Below are 18124 nucleotides of genomic sequence, written 5' to 3' on the forward strand. Positions count from 1 at the left end.
CTACTCCGCCTTCAACCCTTCCACCGGCTCCACGCTGCTGGCCTTGAGGGCCGGGTAGATGGAGGCCAGGTACGTGACGAGCACCGCGATGACGACGGCCAGCGCGGTCTGCAGGGGCTCCACGCGCACCGGCAGCGCGGGGATGTAATAGACCTCGGGGTCCAGCTTGATGCCGACCTTCTCGATGAAGAGGCACCACGACAGGCCGGAGAACAGGCCCAACAGGCCGCCGGCGACGCCAATCTGGAGCCCCTCGGCGAGGAAGATCTTCACGATGCCGCCATCGGGGACGCCCAGCGCCTTGAGCACGGAGATCTCCTTGCGCTTCTCCAGCACGAGCATGATGACGGTGGCGACGATGAGGCCCGCGGCGACGATGATGATGATGGAGAGGATGATGCCCATCACCAGCTTCTCCAGGCGCAGCGCGGAGAAGAGGTTCTTGTTCATCTCGCCCCAGTCGCGGGCCCGGTAGGGGTAGCCGCCCAGCGCCTTCACCACCTGCCCGGCGATGCGGCGCGCGTCGTCGATGTCGAGCACCTTCAATTCGATGCCGGACGCGCCCTGGACGCCGAAGAAGTCCTGCGCTTCCTTGAGCAGGATGTAGACGAACTTGGAGTCGTACTCGTACATCCCCGAGTAGAAGATGGCCGCCACCCGGTAGGCGCGGTTCTTGGGGACGGGGCCGGACGGGGACAGCTCGGTGCCCAGCGGGGACACGACGTTGACGCGGTCCCCCACCACCACGCGCAGGGACGCGGCCAGCTCCCGGCCAATCACGATGCCGGGCAGCACCGCCGCCGCCTTCTTGGCGGGGCCGGTGCGGCGGATGATGTCGTCCTCCGCGGGCGCCTCGTCACCCTCCCCCGCCGGGGTCTCGGACTCCTCGTCGTCCCCGCCACGCGAGAGGATCTTCTCCGGCGTGTAGAGGATGTCGAGCGAGCCGCCGCCCAGGATGTTCCGGGGCAGGTCCGTCACGTCGCCCACCGTCTTCGGGTCGATGCCCTTGATGATGACGCCGTCGACGTTGCCCTCGGACGCGATCATCACCTGGTTGATGATGAACGGCGTCTGCCCCGCGATGCCCGGGACCTTGCGGATGGTCTCCATGACCTTGGGGTACTCGGGCAGGTCCCCCGCGTAGCGCGACACCACCGCGTGCGCGTTGGTGCCGAGGATCTTCTGCTGCAGGTCCGCCTCGAAGCCGCTCATCACCGACAGCACGATGATGAGCGCCATGACCCCCACGCCCACGCCGCCCACCGACAGCGCGGTCATCATCATGGTCGGCGACTGCTCGCGCAGCTTCAGCTTGTGCAGCGCCTCGGAAGCGGCCAGCGGGTCCGACAGGCCCAGCGAGCGGATGCGCGTCTTCTCCACCGCGGCCTCGGCGGCGCGGATGATGAAGTAGACGAGCAGCGGCGGGATGATGCCGAACATCAGCACCGCCAGCGTCCCCAACAGGAGCGACGGGCGGAACACCGCCACGTGGCGGCGCGCGACGAACAGCTCGAAGCCGAGCTTCAGGTCCACGCGCCCGCTGCCGGCGGCGATGAAGCCCGTGTTGATGCCGAGCACCAGCGCCAGCACCAGCCCGGTGAAGGTCAGCCAGTACGCCAGCTCCGGGCGGCCCAGCAATCCCGCGACATACGTCACCTCGCGCAGCCGGTAGCCGAGCGCGAGCTGGAGCGACGGAATCCGCTCCATCAGCGTGAGCAGGATGGGGACCGGCAGGCCCAGGTAGAGCACGCCGATGGTGGCCTCGGGCAGCGCGAGCCGCTGCGCGCGCGAAGCGCCCACGAAGCCGGAGATGAAGGCGACCAGGCCCGCGACGACCAGGGCGATGGCGAACGCCCCCGTGGGCGGGAGCGACAAGCCACCGCCGCCCGCGTCACGCGCGGAGGACAGGTCCGTGGAGGGCACGCCGCTGGAGAGCACCGTCTGGAGCAGCACCAGCACCAGCTCCGCCAGCAGGATGCCGCCGCCGTACGCCGCCAGGGTGCTCCAGTAGAAGTCCCGGTAGCGCGCCAGGCGAGGATACAGCGGGGCGCCGGCCGCGGGGCTCGGGCCTTCCGTGGGCTCGGGCGCGCGGCGGATGCCGGAGGCGATGAGCCCCCAGCCCACCAGCCAGGCGAGCGCCCCCGACCAGAGGAAGCCGGGGCTGCCCAGGGGGAGCGACTGCTTCGCGGCGGCCTGCGCCGGCAGCAGCATCACGCCGTCGACGAGTTGGGCCACCCCACCCCAACCGAAGAGCGACAGGCCCAGGGCCGAGGCCACCTCCGCCCACGCCTCGGAGGCGGAGATGGAGAGGCCGACGAGGATGAGGCCCACCAGGGCCACGAGTCCTCCGGCCCAGATGAGACTCCAGCGATGGACGGTCTGCCGTTCTGCCGAGTGCACTTGGCCTCCTGGCTACTTCGCCAGTGGCTTGAGGAGCGGAAAAAGGATGACGTCGCGGATGCTCTGCGAATCCGTGAACAGCATCGCGAGGCGATCAATCCCGATGCCCTCACCCGCCGTGGGGGGCATGCCGTGCTCCAGGGCGCGGATGTAGTCCTCGTCGTAGTCCATCGTCTCCTGCTGTCCGCGCTGCTTGGCGTCGAGCTGGGCCTGGAAGCGGCCCTTCTGGTCCAGCGGGTCGTTGAGCTCGGAGAACGCGTTGGCGATTTCCCGACCCGCCACGAACAGCTCGAACCGGTCCGCGATTTCCGGATTCTGGTCGTTGCGCCGGGCCAGCGGCGAGACGGCGGTGGGGAAATGGGTGATGAAGGTGGGATGGATCAGGGTGTGCTCGACGTGGGCCTCGAAGAGCGCGCCCACCAGCTCCCCGTGCGTCATCGTGTCCACGGCGCGGCGCTCGGCCTCGCCGCGCGTCGTCTTGAGCAGTTCGTGGCGCAGCTTGCCCTCGTCCGACATGTCCTTGTCGGACAGCGCGCTGCCCAGCGCCTCGCGGATGGCCTCCGTCATGGAGATGCGCTTCCAGCCCTTGCCGAAGTCAATCACGTGCTCGCCGTACTTCACCTTGGAGTCGCCGGTGACGGCCTTGGCCGCCTCCGAAATCATCTCCTCGCTCAGGTCCATCAGGTCCTCGTACGTGGCGTACGCCTGATAGAACTCGAGCATGGTGAACTCGGGGTTGTGCCGGGTGCTGATGCCCTCGTTGCGGAAGTTCCGGTTCACCTCGTAGACGCGCTCCAGGCCGCCCACCACCAGTCGCTTCAGGTACAGCTCCGGAGCGATGCGCATGTACAGGTCGATGTCGAGCGCGTTGTGGTGCGTGGAGAACGGCCGCGCGGCGGCGCCCGTCACCAGCGGGTGCATCATGGGCGTCTCCACCTCGATGAAGTCACGCCCGTCGAGGAAGGAGCGGATGAAGCGGACCAGCTTGTTCCTGCGCAGGAACGTCTGCTTCACGTCCGGGTTGGACACCAGGTCCAGGTAGCGCTGGCGGTAGCGACTCTCCACGTCCGTCAGGCCGTGCCACTTCTCCGGCAGCGGGCGCAGCGACTTGGTCAGCGGGGAGAACTTCGTCGCGGCCAGGGTCAGCTCGCCCGTCTTCGAGCGGAACAGCGTGCCGGTGACGGCCAGGAAGTCGCCCAGATCACACAGCTTGAAGACCTCGTACGCGTCCGCCAGCGCGTCCTTCTTCATGTGGACCTGGATTTCGCCCGAGCGGTCCCGCAGCTTGATGAAGGCGGCCTTGCCGAACGAGCGCATGGCGACCAGCCGGCCCGCGACGTCGTAGGTGACGGGGGTCTGCTCGAGCGACTCCGGGGTGGAGTCCGCATGTTTGGCTAGGATGTCGGCGGCGAGGTGCTGGGGAGCGTGGCCGTTGCCGTACGGGTTGAAGCCGGCCTCGCGCCACTTCGCGGCCTTCTCCAGCCGCTGCTCGTAGATTTCCTGCTCCTTCGAACCCAGGTCGTTGTTCTGGTCTTCAGCCATCGCGCGCCCTTCCAAGAGGCGCGGCACCGTAGCCAAGGCTCCCCCGGGACGCAACGCAACACATCGGGAAGCTTCAGGGGGCGGCCATCACCAGGAAGGCGGCCACGGCGGCGGCCAGGAGCAGGGGGATGAGGATCTCCACCGGGAAGCGGTGGTTCATATGCGCCATGTGCAGGCCCTTGAGGCCGAAGCGGCGCTGGCGGCGCACGCGCGTCATCACCAGCGACGCCAGGGCCGGGGGGGCCTTCTCCTTCTGCACACCCCGCACGCGCTGCACCGTGCGCGAATAGCCCTCCCACCCGTGGCGGCACTCGTCGCAGCCGTCCAGGTGCGTGCGCACCGCCTGCGCCTGGGGGGCGGGCAGCTCGTCGTCGGCGAGCGCGAGGAACAGGGCCCTCGCCTCGCGGTGGTTCATCCGCGGGTCCACGTCCGGGAGTCTGCGATGGAATTGGCTCATGGCTCAAGCCGCCCCAGGAGATTGGCCAGCTTCTCGCGCGCGCGGTGCAGCCGGCTCTTCACGGTGCCCTCGGGCAACTCCGTGATGTCCACGATTTCGTCGTAGCTCAGCCCCTCGATGTCGCGCAGCGCCACCAGCACGCGCGCGTCGGGGTCCAGCTGGGAGATGGCCCACTGCACCCGGGCCCGCTCGCGCGCGGACTCCAGGGCGGCGTCGGGCGCGGGCGGGGCGCCCGGGCCATCCACCCACGCCTCGCTCGTCTCGTCGTACTCCTCCGAGCGGCCCCGGCCCCGGCGCTTCAGGTACTTCAGCCGGTTGATGCAGTGGTTCTTGGTGATGCGGAACAGCCAGGTGGACAGCCGCGCGTCCTCGCGGAAGCGGCGGACGTTCTGGTGCACGCTGACGAAGATCTCCTGCACCAGGTCATGCGCCTCCTCGCGGTCCCCCAGCATGCGGACGCAGAAGTCGTAGACGCGGTCCTGGTGGGTGCGCACCAGCTGCTCGAACGCATCCGAGTCCCCCTGACGCAGGCGCGCCAGCAGGGCCGCGTCCTCACGCCGGGAGTCGGACGCCTCGGCGGCCGGCCCGTCCTGTCCGATTTCGAGCACGCCGCCCGGTGACACCGGTGTCCTCCCGCGACGGCCCCTCCATCCCAGGAGGAGCCACTGCCCCAGAAGCCTACCCCTTTCCCCTGCCCCGCCGCCTTCCGACAGCGGGGCGCGGAAAAGGTTCCACCGGACCTGTGACTAATCCAACGCCGCGTTGCGGTTGGGGTTCTTCACGCCCAACAACTGCGCGGTGATGAACTCCTCCAGCTCACCGTCCAGCACCGAGTCCACGTTGCCCGTCTCCACGCCGGTGCGCAGGTCCTTCACCATGCGGTACGGCGCGAGCACGTAGGAGCGGATCTGCGAGCCGAAGGAGATGTCCTTCTTCGCGGCCTCGGCGGCGTCGCGCAGGGCCTCGCGCTTCTTCATCTCCAGCTCGTACAGGCGGCCGCGAAGAATCTTGAAGGCCATGTCCTTGTTGGCCGACTGCGAGCGCTCCGTCTGGCAGGTGATGATGATGCCCGTGGGCAGGTGGCGCAGCTGCGCGGTGGAGGACGTCTTGTTCACCTTCTGTCCACCGGCGCCTCCGCCCCGGATGAACTTCAGGTCGATGTCCTTCTCCGGGATGTCGATTTGAATGGTGTCATCGACCTCCGGGTAGACGTCCACGGACGCGAAGGCCGTCTGGCGGCGCGCGTTGGCGTCGAAGGGGGAGATGCGCACCAGCCGGTGCACGCCCACCTCGGCCTTGAGGTAGCCGTAGGCGAAGTCGCCCTCGATGCGCAGCGAGACGTTCTTGAAGCCCGCCTCCTCGCCCGGCACCTCGTCGTTGATTTCAACCTTCCAGCCCTTGGACTCGCAGTAGCGCGTGTACATGCGCAGCAGCATGGCCGCCCAGTCCATGGAGTCCGTGCCACCGGCGCCGGCGTTGATGTCCATGAAGCAGCTGCTGCGGTCCTGCTCGCCGGAGAGCATGCGCGCCAGCTCCAGCTTGGCGACCTCGCCGTCCAGCCCCTCGAGCGAGCCTTCCGCCTCGCGGGCCGTGTCCTCGTCACCGGCCTCCGCGGCCAGCTCCAGGAGCGTCTGCGCGTCATCCAGCCCGCGCATCACCTTGTCGTAGGCGCCCACACTCAGCTCCAGCGTGGACTTCTCCTTCAACATCGCCTGCGCCTTGGTGTTGTCGTCCCAGAAGTTCGGCTGCGTGCTGTCCCGCTCAATCAGCGCGATGCGGGAGCGCTTGCGGTCGAGGTCAAAGATGCCCCCGGAGCGCCAACACGCGCTCCCTGAGGCCGTTGATCTTCTCCATCGAATCGTTCGCCATGGTGTGTCGTTCCTCGTCTTCGGACGCGTGCGGCGACGCTCGCCGACCGCCCGGGTGAAAGGGTTGAAGGTGAAGGGCTCAGGGCGCCTCGAGCCGAGCGACGGGCCCGTCCCGCCGCGCTGACGTCCGCGCCCCGCCCGGCAGCCGCGCCAGCAGGCGCTCCAGGCCGAAGGCCCCCGCCATCCCCAGGGAGATGGGCAGGATGAGCGCGATGAGCCGCCAGTTGTCCTGGTCGAACGGCGGCAACAACTTGAGCACCACGCCCAGCACGCCGCTGCCCGCCAGCACCGCCCAGAGCTTGAACAGCCTCGTGCGCGCCTTCGGGTTCTTGCCCCGCATGAGGGACACGCCGAAGGGGATGGCGAGCAGCGTCAGCGGGTTGGCCAAAAAGAGGTTCTCGTTGCGGTACGTCACCGTGTGGTCCGTGACCAGCCACATGACGAAGAGCGCCGTGCCGGGGATGCCCAGCACCAGCCCGAGCAGCGCTGTCTCCAACCCGAGCAGCACCCGGGGCAGCCGGCCGCCCTTCTTGCGCTCCCAGGCGGCGAGTCCCAGCGCCGCGCCCCCGAGCCCCAGCCCGAGCGCCAGGATCCAGGGTCCCCAGGGCGGAGGCTCGACGGGAGGACGCGGGCGGTTGGACGCCTCGTAATAGTTCCACTGCCGGGCCACCAGCGGTCGCAGCTGGCCGTCCGCGCCCTTCACCTGGAGCGTGGCGACCTGCTGCTCCAACTCGTCCGGGAGGAAGGCCTCCTCCCAGCGGGTGATCGGGTGGTCGATTTCATCGTTCATCATGAAGTCGAGCAGCACGCTCATCGGCGGGTTCACTGCGGTGTAGCGCCGCGTGTGCTCGCGCAGCGTCATCCGCCCCGGCGCCCGGTCCGCCTCGCGCAGCTGGCCCCCCGTGGCCACGTCGATCATGTCCCGCAGACGCGTGACGCAGTTGTCGTTGTAGTGGTGATACAGGTACTCGCGGTTCTCCGGCAGGACGTTGTCGGCCAGGCGCCTGGCGACCTGCTCGCGCTGCTCCGGGGTGAGGTTCAGCTCCTGGATGCGGACGTCGCGGTCCTCGGCGCGGTAGTAGCGGTAGGTGGCCTCCGTGCGGGCCTGCCCCACCCAGAACTCCAGGCGGCCCATGGCGAAGCGGGCCAGCATGGCGTCGTCGAAGGAGAACATCCCGTAGTTGTAGAGACGCGAGACGCCGAGCTTGCGGTCCTCGACCACCAGCGAGCCGTGGCCCCACCAGGCGGGCACGTCGTCGCCGGGGCTGAACGTGGCCAGCGAGATGACCAGGTCCTCGCCCTGGCTCTCGCCCGTGCCCCAGGGGGGCACAAGCCCCGACTGCGCATGCGCGGGAGACGCGAGCAACAAGCCGAGCAGACCGAGGGCGATGAGCGACAGGCGGAGCATGGCTGTGTCCAACACGCGGGAGGCGGCCTACCTATCATGCGCGATGGCCGACTCAATCGACAGGATGCCGGATTGTCCGACAGGGAGCCGTGCGAGGCCTACATCAGGCTGCGCGCCCGGCGGGCCTTCGCGTCCACCTGGAGCGAGTCCGCCACCATGCCGCGCTCGCCCAACAGCTCCTCCTCCAGGGCCGCCATCCGCTTGGCGTCGCGCGGGCGCTCGTGGTCGTGCCCCAACAGGTGGAGCAGCCCGTGCGCCAGGTAGCGCGCCATCTCCGACTCCAGCGGTCGGCCGTACTCCTTGGCCTGCCGCTTCGCGGTGTCCAGGGAGATGACCACGTCGCCCAGGGGCCGGGGGCCCGGAGTCCCCTTGGGCAAATCGCCCGCGGGGAAGCTCAGCACGTCGGTGGCCTTGTCCTTGTCGCGCCAGGTGCGGTTGAGCCGGCGGATGGCCCGGTCGTCGACGAGCGACAGCGACAGCTCGCAGTGCGCCAGCGACAGGCGCGTCAGGTAGTCGCGCGCCCACGTCGTGAGCAGCCGGCCGAACTCCTTGCCCTGGGGGTGCGCCACCTGCAGCGTGACGACGTTCTCCGTCTTCGGGGGCGCGGGGGCCTCCATGTGCGCGCGCTCGGGGCGGAAGGCCGGGGCGCAGACGGACCAGTAGTCACACGCGCCCTTGCCGTCGTTGCGGTACACCACGCGCTTGCCGCGAGGCACCAGGCCGACCTCGCCCGCGGCGATGCGCTCGCGGCGGCCCTCGATGACGAGCGTCAGCTCGCCCTTGAGGACCAGCACGACCTCGTCGAACTCCGGCCGCTGCGCCGGCTCCGCCCAGCCCGGCGGCGCCAGCATGCGCGCCACGGAAGCCGAGTCCGTGCCGGTGGTCGCCGCGCCCACGAACTCCTCGATGCGCTTGCCGTCGTCCCTCGGGATGACCTTGCCCTTGCGCAGTCTCACGCCGTCACTCCTCGCACCCCTGTCACGAAGCCCCCGCCGAGCGTGCCTTGTCCTTGGTCTCCACGGCCTTGCCCCCCGCCACCACCAGCGGCGGCGCCTTGCCGCCGCCCACCGCGCCGGCCGGATACACCGGACGCGTGTGGTAGATGCCCTCGAGCGTGTGCAGGAAGGACTGGGAGATGAGGTTCAGGTCCTTCAGCGTCAGGTCGCACTCGTCGAGCTGCCCCTCGGAGAAGATGAGGTTGATGATCTTCTGCAGCTGGGCCTGGAGCTTGGGCGTGGTGGGCTCCGCCATGGAGCGCGTCGAGGCCTCCACCGCGTCGGCGATCATCACCAGCGCCGCCTCGCGGAACTGGGGCTTCGGTCCCGGGTAGCGGTAGATGCTCTCGTCGATGGGGGGCGCGCCTTCCTTGCCCTCCTGCTCCTTCAAGGCCTTGTGGTAGAAATAGCCCACCGTGCGCGTGCCGTGGTGCTGCGGAATCGCGTCCGCCACCAGCTTGGGCAGCCGGTACTGGCGCGCCATCTCCAGGCCCTCCGTCACGTGGCGCTTGATGATGACGGCGCTCATCGCGGGGGCCAGCGAGTCGTGGCGGTTCTCGCCCTTCTGGTTCTCACCGAAGTAGAGCGGATTCCGACCCTTGCCGATGTCGTGGTAGTACGCGCACGAGCGCGCCAGCAGCGGATTGGCGCCGATGGTCTCCGCCGCGTTCTCCACCAGCGTGCCGATGATGATGGAGTGGTGGTAGGTGCCGGGCGCCTGGACGATGAGCTCCTTGAGCGCCGGGTGGTTGAGGTTCGCCAGCTCCAGCAGCTTGATGTCGGACGCGTAGCCGAACGTCATCTCGATGAGCGGCGTGAGCGCCATCACCATCACCGGCACCGCCAGCGACGAGCCGACGAACGCGCTCAGCGCGGTGATGGCCGTGTCGGCCGTCAGGCCCTTGCCCTCGACGAGGAACAGGAACAGCACCGCCACCGTGTTGGCCGCGCCGGTGACGAGCCCCGCGCGGAAGATGCCCACGCGGTCCTTCGCCCGGACGATGCGGTCGGCCGCCACCAGCGAGCCCACCAGCGTGTAGATGCCGAACGCCAGCGAGTTGCCCAGCATCACGCCCGCCAGACACGCGAACACCATCGCGAAGAAGAGCGCCAGCTCCTGCGTGAGGATGAAGCGCACCAGCATGGCGCCCGCGGCCACCGGGAACACGTAGTAGAGCGCCTCGATGGGCAGCGCCGTGTACCGGTCCTGGATGGCGTCCGCGATGGACACCCAGAGCTGCAAGAGCGCCAGCGTGCCCACCAGCAGCATCCCCAGCAGGACGCCGTCCTTGCGCGTGGGCCGGAAGCGGCGGAACGCCGTCATGCAGAAGAAGTACGAGGCCACCACCAGCAGGGCCACCAGCCCCGTGCCGCCCAGCTGCACCTGCACCAGGTCCAGCCGGTCCGTCTCCGCGCGCATGCCGCGCAGCACCACGAGGTGCCCCTCGTTCACCAGCTCACCGTCGCCGATGACGCGCTGGCCCTTCTTGATGGAGATGACGGCGTCCTTCACCGCCTGCGCGGCCTGGTGCCGGCGCGCGTCCGTCTCCGCGATGTTGATGGTCAGGTTGGCGCGCACCAGCCGCTTGGCCAGCCGCAGCACCGCGCGGCGCTGCACACCGGGCGCGTCCGGCAGGAGGTTGCCGGGGATGGAGGCGAAGCGCTCCATCTCCTGGTGCGCCTCACGGATGTCCGCCACCTGCGGCGCGCCGTTGGGCAGGGTCTCCTCGCCCTTGTTCACCACGTCCCGCACGGTGAGGCCCTGGGGGGCCTCGCGGGCCAGCTCCTCCCGGGAGCCCGCCACGTTCACCGGGCCCTGCTCGGAGCGGTACGCCCGCTCCAGCAGCAGCAAGGTGGCCGTCTCCACCTCGTCCGAGAACCCCTTCGCGTAGAGCGCCTGGAAGTCCTCGGCCTCCAGCCCCGCGTCGCGCTGGCCGAAGAGCAACTCTTGGAGCTCCGCCTGCATCTCCTCGCGCGTCCGGCGCTCACGCTCCACCTGCTCGGGCGTCAGCACCGGGGCCTTGCGCGACTTCTTCGGGGCGGCGCCCTCCTCCGGCTCCAGCTCCGACTGGGCCTCGGCCAGCTCCGCCAGCCGCTGGCGCATGGTCGCGAAGGAGGCTCGCACCACGGTGCGCAGGTGTCCCACCACGGCCGGGTTCAAGTCGTAGACAGGCTTGACGGCGGAGCGGGCCTCCTGGCGCCGCTGGGCCGTCATGGCGCGGTGGACGACCTCGTAGTCGCGCGCGGCCTTGAAGCCGGCGGGGGAGCTGGCCCGGAAGGGCTTGCCGAGGTTCTCCTCGGAGAGGGCGGGGATCTGCTGGCTGTACAGCCCGGGGGAGATGACGAAGCCCGCCCCCACCGACACGAGGAGCAGGAGGAACACCTGGACCGCACGCCGCCCCCACACGCCTCGGCCCAGGCCAAAGCGTGCTGCGAGCGCGTCCAACGGACTGGGCGCGGGGTGCTGCGGTTCCGGTTCGTCCATGGAGGTCCTCACCCTAGATAGGGGCCGTGGCTCCATCAAGGCCGCAGCGTCCCGGAATATTCACGGGGCCGGAAATACGAATGCCCGCCCGCCAGGGTAGGCGCGGGTGGGCATACGTAAGCCTCGACAGGTGCTCAGCCGACGGCGGCCTCCGGCGGGATGGCGACCAGGGGAGCGGACTCCGAGGGGGAGGCCGTGGCCTGGGCGGCCTCGCGAGCGGCGTGGGCCTCGCGCTGCGCCAGCTCCGCCTTGTCGTACGCGCGGATGACCTCCTGGACCAGCGGGTGGCGCACGACGTCCACGTCGGAGAACTCCGCGAAGTGGATGCCGTCGATGTTCTTGAGCACCGCGCGGGCGTGGTTCAGGCCGGACAGCTTCCCGGTGGGGAGGTCCACCTGCGTCACGTCGCCGGTGATGACGGCCTTGCTGTTGTAGCCCAGGCGCGTCAGGAACATCTTCATCTGCTCCACGGTGGTGTTCTGGGCCTCGTCGAGGATGACGAAGGCGTCGTTGAGGGTGCGGCCGCGCATGAACGCCAGCGGAGCCACCTCCACCACGCCCTCCTCCACCAGGTGCGCCGCGCGCTCGGCGGCCATCATGTCGTGCAGCGCGTCGTAGAGCGGCCGCAGGTACGGGTTCACCTTCTCCTGCAGGTCTCCGGGAAGGAAGCCGAGCTTCTCACCCGCCTCCACCGCGGGGCGCGCGAGGATGATGCGCTTGACCTTGCGCTCCTGGAGGAAGGCCACCGCCATGGCCATGGCCAGGTACGTCTTGCCCGTACCGGCGGGGCCGATGCCGAAGACGATGTCGTGGGCGCGGATGGCGTCCACGTAGCGCTTCTGGGCGATGCTCTTGGGCGCGATCTGCCGGTTGCCGGAGCTCTTGAGGACCGGGCCGAGCATGACCTCCTGCAGGGACTCCGCGCCGCGGCCGAGCACCTTGATGCCCTGCTCCACGTCCTCGCGGTAGATGGGGCGACCGGCGCGGATCATCCCCTCCAGGTTCTCCAGGAGGCGCACCGTGAAGGCCACCGCGTCGGAGGGGCCGGACAGGTGGAACTCCGTCCCCCGTTGTCCCACACGGACCCCGAGGCGTCGCTCCATCAGTTTGAGGTTTTCGTTCTGGTTGCCGCACAGCGCCAGGGCCGTCTCGTTGTCACGGACGTCCACCTTGGCGGAGGAGGCGGTGACGGCGGCTGCGGGCGCTTCCAACGTGGCGGGGTTTCGCAATGCGGGTCGTTCCTCGGGTCGGTACCAGTTGTCTTCAACGTAACGCCGCCCCCCCGGCTCCGAAAGACGACTTCACGCAGAGGCTAGCGCAAGGGTGGCAGGAGGACGAACCGCCGAGCGGCCAGCCGCCGGTAGTAGTACTCCTCCCGCCAGGGGTATCTGAGTTCCTCCGAGCTCAACAATCCAGCCTGGACCAGAGCATCCAACCGCTCCGGCAACTCACCCCGTTCCAGACGGAACACTTCGAGCGCGGCCTCGATGCGGACGCGTTGGGCATCGGAAACATGACGCTGGGCCGCTGGGTCCGCGAACGCCGTGGCCCCGCGCGTGCGCTCCGCATCGGAGAGCGCCACCCGGAAGACGACCACCCCCAGCACCGCCAGCACCAGCATGGTGGCCACCACGCGCCCCACCGCGCCCACCAGCCGTGAGAGCAGCCGCTCGTCACCTGGGGCCGGAGCCCTTGCGCCCTCGGGGTGGATGACCCGGACGTACTCGCCCTTCACCAGGTTGTGCAGCGCCTTGCAGGTCTCGAACTCGCCCAGGCAGCAGACATCCACCAGCTTGCGCAAATCCCGGCCGGGCGCGATTTCGTCGTACACGCGGCGCTCGGTGCCCGCGATGACGCCCAGTTCGCCGCCCTCCTCGCCCTCGCGGGGCGGGGGCAGCGCCTTGAGCCGCTCGAAGGAGAGGTCGTCGCGGTGGATGGACTTCCGGATGACGGGCCACTCATCCACCATCCGGAAGCCCTCCATGAGCACCGTCTCGGCGCGCAGGGGGCGGATGGCCTCGGCGTCGGGCTCCACGGGCTCCTGGATGAACTCGTAGGTGCCGGCCTTCCACGTGAAGAGGCGGTAGAGCGTCTCCGTGGCCTGCAGCTGCATCATCGACTGGAAGCGCTCGGTGGTGAGCGCCTGGCTGGAGACGAGCACGTCGCCCAGCCGCTTCAGGGTGCGCCGCTGCGTCTCCAGCGCCGCCTCCAGCTGCGTCTCGGTGATGAGCTCGGCACGCACCAGCATGGCGCCGATGAGGTCCTTGCGCTTGCGGGTGACGCTCTCGACCTTGATGATGTGGCCGTCCCGGAAGCCGATGCGGACCTCCTGGTCCTTGTTCTCCAGTTGCAGCGAGCCCGTCTTCTGCTGCTGGCCGATGAGCTGGAGGATGTCGCCGATGCCGAAGTCCTTGAGCGTTCCCTTCAGGGACATGGCTACTCCTCTCCCCTGCGCAGCCGGACCAGGCCCCGCAGCGACATCAGGTGGATGCCCACCAGCAGCAGCACCGCCGGCACCAGCTTGAGGTACAGCGGCGCGTCCGCGTACGGCGCGCGCACCAGGCCCCGGTACAGCAGCGAGGCGGCCAGCGCGAAGAGGAACAGGAAGGCGTACAGCGCCCCGCGCACCGTGCTCCCGGAGAAGACGTGTCCCGCGCCGGACAGGAGCGTGCCCACCGCGTACGTCACCCGACCCACCCAGGCCTGGTGCCGCTGCACTTCATCCGCCTTGCGCTGACGCAGCTGCTGGGGAACCAGGCCCCTGCGACTGAAGACGTTCACGCACTGGCCACACTGCGTGCTGCCCACGCCCAGCTCCGGGTCGCACCGCGTGCACACAGGACGGCCGCAGCGCTCGCACACCTTCGCGGCCTTCAGCCGTCGCGCCGCAACGCCCCAGAGCACCAGCAGCCCCGCCACGCCGGCGGGAAGCAGCCAGGACACCGGCCCCGGCGCCACGCCCGGCAACACCCAGCCGGACAGCTGCGCCTCCACCCGCCGCCCCGCCTCCGAGCCGTCCGCGAGCGACAGCCACTCCGATGCGGGCACCGTGGGCGCGAGCGTCAACAGGTTGAGCAGCAAGCGGTCATCCGGAGGGGGCTCGCGGCGGAGCAGCTCGCCATCGAGCGCCTGCGCGGACGCGGTCGCCGTGGCCGCGCGGTCCAGTTCCTTGCCCACCTCCGAGTCCGGCAGCGTCTTGGCCCGCCGGCGGTGGAGCTGCGCCAGGTTGTAGTGCGGCGCGGCCATCCTCGGGTCGGCCTGCGAGGCCTGCACGTAGAGCTGCGCGGCGCCGTCCACGTCCCCCAGCCCCACCAGCGTGTTGCCGAAGCGGGTCAACAGGCGCGCGTCCCCGCTGCGCACGGCCGAGGCTGCCTTGAAGTGCGTGCGGGCGTCCTCCAGCAGGCCACGGCGCGACTCGTAGTGCCCCAGCGCGTTGAGCTCCGCGAAGGTGGCCGCGCGCGACTCGTGCCGCGCCTTGACGCGGGCCACCGCGCCCTCGGCGGACAGGCCACCGCGCTCCAACAGAAACACGTCCTCGGCGGGCGTGCCCGCGAACGCCGTCACCCGGGTGAGCTGCCCCGCGGCGAGCGGCGTCAGGCCGAGCCCCGCCACCAGCACGGCGGAGACGACGCGCTCCCGGTTCGTCAGGTACGCCGCCACCACGGCGAGCAGCACCAGCAGCCGGGGCACCAGCCCCCACGGCAGCGTCAGCGGCAGCCCGAGCAGCAGCACCCCGAGCAGCGCCGACTGCCAGCGCGCGACGGCTCGCGGCAGCAGGTGGTGGAAGTCGTGCAGCGCGTAGCGCACGCGCCTGAGGAACAGCAGCGCGACGAAGAGCACGGCCATGGCCGACCAGGCCAGGAGCAACAGCGAGCCCAGGTCCGCCAGCGCCGGCCCCCGGTAGCGGGGGTCCAACGCGAGGGACAGGAAGGCGGCGCGAAGCTCGCCCAGCACCCGTCCCACGGCGGTGAAGTCCTCCTGGGCGTAGAGCTCCGCGAGCTCGAAGTGCGCCAGCGGGAGCCGGGGCGACAGCTCCACCGCGAGCCGGGCCAGCCGCACCGCGCCGCCCATGTCCCCGGCCCGACGCCGGACATCGGACTCGCGGAGGAAGCCGACGCTGATGGGCTCCAGGTCCGCGGCGAGCAGCTCCTGCTTGAGCGTCAGGAGTTCCTGCTGCGCCTTCTCGGCCGTGCCGACGTCGTTCGTCGAGCGCGCATGCCGCCAGCGGTCCCACACCGCGAGCACCTCCTCGTCCGACACGCGAGGCGTCAGGACGGGGCTCAGCACGGGCCGGGGCACGATGACGGGGGTCGGCGCGGGCTCGACGACGGGCGGGGTGGGCGTGGCGGCGCGCGCGGGAGGCGGTCTGGCCTTCTCTCCCCGTCCGGTGCGCCGGGAGGCCGGATCCTGCTCTTCGTCGACGTCGAGCTCGCCGTCCTCGACGGGGGTGTCGTCCTCGGGCCCGGCCGCGTCGTAGGACTCATCCTGGAGGTCGGGCTCGAGCGGGCCCGGATCCACCTCCTGGAGGCGCGTGGGCGCCTCGAGCTGCGCGAGGGCCGACGCAGGGGACAGGAGCAGCAGGCCCGAGAGGAGGAGGGAGGGAAGCAGGAAGCGGATCATCCAGGGCTCGGATGATAGGCGAGCCGGGCCGAACCACGAAAGACAACGCCACCTGTCCGGTCAGGACCGGCTTTCCGGGACGGCCGGCCAGGACCACGTGTTACAGGGTCGGCATGTCGCGGGACGGCCCGCGCGAGGGAGGCGTGAACGACATGGGGACCCCCGGGACCGAGCTGGAACGTCTGGTGGACATCATGCGGCGGCTGCGGGCCCCGGACGGCTGTCCCTGGGACAGGGAGCAGACGCTGGGCACGCTGCGGCCCTACCTCCTCGAGGAGGCCTTCGAGGTCCTGGACGAGATGGACCGCGTCACCGAGGGCGGCCCCTGGCACCCGCTGTGTGAAGAGCTGGGAGACCTGCTCTTCCAGATTGTCTTCCACGCCCAGCTCGCCGCCGAGCGGGGTGAGTTCACCATGGCCGACGTCAGCCGGGCCATCAGCGACAAGCTCACCCGCCGCCACCCCCACGTCTTCGGCGAGCAGCGCGTGGACGGCTCCGAGCAGGTGCTGGCCAACTGGGCGAAGCTCAAGGCCGAGGAGCGCAAGAAGAAGACGGGCAGCGAGGGCTCCGTCCTGGACGGCGTCCCCTCCGCCGCGCCCGCCCTGCTGCGCGCCGAGCGGCTCACCGAGAAGGCCAGCCGCATCGGCTTCGACTGGCCGGACCTGGCCGGCGTGCGCGGCAAGCTGGCCGAGGAGCTGGTCGAGCTGGACGAGGCCATCGCCTCCGGGGACAGGGCCGCCATCGAGCATGAGCTGGGCGACGTCCTCTTCTCCCTGGCCAACCTCGCGCGCTTCGTGAAGACCCCCGCCGAGGACGCGCTGCGCCTGGCGAGCCTCCGCTTCACCCGGCGCTTCCAGCACATCGAGGCCGCGCTCCGGGCCGAGGGGGTCCCCTTCGGCGGAGCCACCCTGGAGCACATGGAGCGCCACTGGCAGGCGGCCAAGTCCCAGGAGAAATCCCTCCCGCCCCCCACCCTGCCCCGCGCGCCCCTGTCCACCCTGCGCCTGGGCGTGGTGGATCTGGAGGCCCAGGCCGCCTTCTGGACGCCGCTGGCGGCCCTGCTCGGGTGGATCATCCCGGCCCCTGTCCCGGCGGGCGAGGCCCGCTACGAGAGCGGATCCATCCGGCTGGTCTTCCAGCGCGCGAAGACGGCGGCGACAGGGGCCACCCTCACCCTGGAGGCACCGTCCGAGCACGCGGTGGCGCTGATCCGCCGGCAGGTGGAGCGGACCTCCCCGAGCGCCGTGCTCGAAGCGGGCGCCGGGCGGCTGACCTTCCGGGACCCCGCCGGGCTGGTGTGGGAATACACCACCCAGGCTGGGTGATTCCCCCGCCAGAGCCTTCTGATCGCGTCCGGAGCCCGGAAAACCCGTCCGTACGCACACGCCCGTCTTGACGCCTGCGAGGCGTCGCAGTAAGGACGGCCCCTCTTTTTAGCCTGCCTTTCGCTGGAGATTTCTCTTGGCCAACACCAAGTCCGCAGAGAAGCGTTACCGTCAGTCCCAGAAGCGCCGCGCCCGGAACGTCACCGTCCGCACGGACGTGAAGAGCGCCGTGAAGTCCGCCCGGGAGGCCATCGGCTCCAAGGACGGCGCCAAGAAGACGGACGCGCTCAAGGCGGCTTCCAAGGCGCTGAGCAAGGCCGCGACGAAGGGCGTCATCCACAAGCGCACCGCCTCGCGCCGCATCTCCCGCCTGGCCAAGGCCGCCGCCAAGAGCGCGCGTCAGGCCTGATGCACCCGGGGGCCTCTCGACAGGTCCCCACCCAGTCCTCGAAACAGGCTCCCCGGGAGGAGGCTCCGCGCCTCCTCACCAGGTGCTGGCGAGCCGATCGAACCCATCCCGCATGAGCACCTGCGCCAACCGGTCCAGGGCCGCCTGACGGTTGGACTCGGCCTCGAGGATGTCTCCGCTCCCCGGCAGGTAGTCCTCGGTCCCCGAGATGACTGTCTCCTGGGGTGGCTGCCCTTCCCGCACCAGCCGCAGGCGCACCGTCGCGGCGACGCGGAAGAAGCGGCCCACGATGGTGGGCGAGCTCCACAGCGACAGCACCGCCCCCTCCACCTTCGCGTCGCACGACGCCCCGCTGCCCAGCCGCCCCACGCGCGTCAGCTCCTGGCGGAAGTGGCGCGTGAAGAGCGTCTCCAGCGCGGGCTCCGGCGTGTCGTTGGTGAAGATGGGCGCGCACACGGACTTCACGCCCTCGGGCAGCCCCTCGCCGCGCGGCGTGAAGCGGTAGCCACACCCGGACAGCAGCAGGGAGCCCACCCCCAAGCCCGACAGCAGCACGGCCACGTGGAGACGCCGTGAGGCGGACTTCGAGCGGAGCGACATGGGCGGCACCCTACC

General features: G+C 70.2%; 14 protein-coding genes. 2 read left to right on the forward strand and 12 right to left on the reverse strand.

Annotated features, from left to right (window positions below):
* From AC6JA9_RS28025 to AC6JA9_RS28075, 11 genes are all read right to left on the reverse strand, one after another.
* Nucleotides 1-2400, reverse strand: a complete 2400-nt coding sequence (locus AC6JA9_RS28025; RefSeq protein WP_223745832.1) for an FtsX-like permease family protein — start codon at nucleotides 2398-2400, stop codon at nucleotides 1-3.
* Nucleotides 2401-2412: 12 nt separating this feature from the next.
* A complete protein-coding gene (lysS, locus tag AC6JA9_RS28030) occupies nucleotides 2413-3942 on the reverse strand; it encodes a lysine--tRNA ligase (protein WP_223745831.1) in 1530 nt (509 codons plus the stop codon).
* 73 nt (nucleotides 3943-4015) lie between these two features.
* Nucleotides 4016-4399, reverse strand: coding sequence for an anti-sigma factor family protein (locus tag AC6JA9_RS28035; protein WP_141330615.1), 384 nt, complete (start codon nucleotides 4397-4399; stop codon nucleotides 4016-4018).
* Nucleotides 4396-5022 carry an RNA polymerase sigma factor gene (locus AC6JA9_RS28040; RefSeq protein WP_223745830.1) on the reverse strand — a complete coding sequence of 209 codons (627 nt, stop codon included), beginning with the start codon at nucleotides 5020-5022 and terminating at the stop codon, nucleotides 4396-4398. Before AC6JA9_RS28040 ends, AC6JA9_RS28035 begins: the two co-directional genes overlap by 4 nt.
* Before the next feature lie 123 nt (nucleotides 5023-5145).
* Nucleotides 5146-6268, reverse strand: a protein-coding gene (prfB, locus tag AC6JA9_RS28045; RefSeq protein ID WP_223745829.1) for a peptide chain release factor 2 whose coding sequence is annotated in 2 segments (ribosomal slippage) — nucleotides 5146-6198 and nucleotides 6200-6268 — 1122 coding nt in all. Because the reading frame shifts where the segments join, the coding sequence is not laid out codon by codon here.
* Nucleotides 6269-6346: 78 nt separating this feature from the next.
* Entirely contained in the window at nucleotides 6347-7675 is a 1329-nt protein-coding gene (locus AC6JA9_RS28050; RefSeq protein ID WP_497958112.1) for an Lnb N-terminal periplasmic domain-containing protein, read from the reverse strand.
* A gap of 98 nt (nucleotides 7676-7773) precedes the next feature.
* Nucleotides 7774-8631: an rRNA maturation RNase YbeY gene (gene ybeY, locus AC6JA9_RS28055; RefSeq protein ID WP_141330607.1), complete on the reverse strand. Its 858-nt coding sequence runs from the start codon at nucleotides 8629-8631 to the stop codon at nucleotides 7774-7776.
* Between the two features lie 22 nt (nucleotides 8632-8653).
* The gene (locus AC6JA9_RS28060) at nucleotides 8654-11155 is read right to left on the reverse strand and encodes an HD family phosphohydrolase (protein WP_223745827.1); all 2502 of its coding nucleotides are present in this window, start codon (nucleotides 11153-11155) and stop codon (nucleotides 8654-8656) included.
* 134 nt (nucleotides 11156-11289) lie between these two features.
* On the reverse strand, nucleotides 11290-12384 hold the full coding sequence (locus AC6JA9_RS28065) for a PhoH family protein (RefSeq protein ID WP_141330603.1): 1095 nt from the start codon (nucleotides 12382-12384) through the stop codon (nucleotides 11290-11292).
* 83 nt (nucleotides 12385-12467) lie between these two features.
* Complete coding sequence (locus AC6JA9_RS28070) at nucleotides 12468-13589, reverse strand: DUF4388 domain-containing protein (protein ID WP_248544382.1); 1122 nt, start codon at nucleotides 13587-13589, stop codon at nucleotides 12468-12470.
* Between the two features lie 2 nt (nucleotides 13590-13591).
* Nucleotides 13592-15775 (reverse strand): tetratricopeptide repeat protein, encoded by a 2184-nt coding sequence (locus AC6JA9_RS28075; protein ID WP_497958113.1) that lies wholly within the window; start codon nucleotides 15773-15775, stop codon nucleotides 13592-13594.
* Nucleotides 15776-15927: 152 nt separating this feature from the next.
* On the opposite strand from AC6JA9_RS28075, the gene mazG reads away from it, so the two are divergent.
* Both mazG and rpsT read left to right on the forward strand, forming a co-directional pair.
* Nucleotides 15928-17100, forward strand: coding sequence for a nucleoside triphosphate pyrophosphohydrolase (gene mazG, locus AC6JA9_RS28080; protein WP_497958114.1), 1173 nt, complete (start codon nucleotides 15928-15930; stop codon nucleotides 17098-17100).
* Between the two features lie 136 nt (nucleotides 17101-17236).
* Nucleotides 17237-17509, forward strand: coding sequence for a 30S ribosomal protein S20 (rpsT, locus tag AC6JA9_RS28085; RefSeq protein ID WP_141332110.1), 273 nt, complete (start codon nucleotides 17237-17239; stop codon nucleotides 17507-17509).
* Nucleotides 17510-17584: 75 nt separating this feature from the next.
* Here the strand turns inward: rpsT and lptE are convergent, their stop codons facing one another.
* Nucleotides 17585-18109, reverse strand: a complete 525-nt coding sequence (gene lptE / locus AC6JA9_RS28090) for an LPS assembly lipoprotein LptE (protein ID WP_141332109.1) — start codon at nucleotides 18107-18109, stop codon at nucleotides 17585-17587.
* Nucleotides 18110-18124: the final 15 nt, after the last annotated feature.

The sequence above is a fragment of the Myxococcus sp. MH1 genome (assembly GCF_059738865.1).

Bases quoted from the DNA above. Each gene is read 5' to 3' on its own strand.
- lysS (WP_223745831.1), bottom strand. From the start codon at position 3,942: ATGGCTGAAGACCAGAACAACGACCTGGGTTCGAAGGAGCAGGAAATC.
- AC6JA9_RS28035 (WP_141330615.1), bottom strand. From the start codon at position 4,399: ATGAGCCAATTCCATCGCAGACTCCCGGACGTGGACCCGCGGATGAAC.
- AC6JA9_RS28050 (WP_497958112.1), bottom strand. From the start codon at position 7,675: ATGCTCCGCCTGTCGCTCATCGCCCTCGGTCTGCTCGGCTTGTTGCTC.
- AC6JA9_RS28060 (WP_223745827.1), bottom strand. From the start codon at position 11,155: ATGGACGAACCGGAACCGCAGCACCCCGCGCCCAGTCCGTTGGACGCG.
- AC6JA9_RS28070 (WP_248544382.1), bottom strand. From the start codon at position 13,589: ATGTCCCTGAAGGGAACGCTCAAGGACTTCGGCATCGGCGACATCCTC.
- AC6JA9_RS28075 (WP_497958113.1), bottom strand. From the start codon at position 15,775: ATGATCCGCTTCCTGCTTCCCTCCCTCCTCCTCTCGGGCCTGCTGCTC.
- mazG (WP_497958114.1), top strand. From the start codon at position 15,928: ATGGGGACCCCCGGGACCGAGCTGGAACGTCTGGTGGACATCATGCGG.
- lptE (WP_141332109.1), bottom strand. From the start codon at position 18,109: ATGTCGCTCCGCTCGAAGTCCGCCTCACGGCGTCTCCACGTGGCCGTG.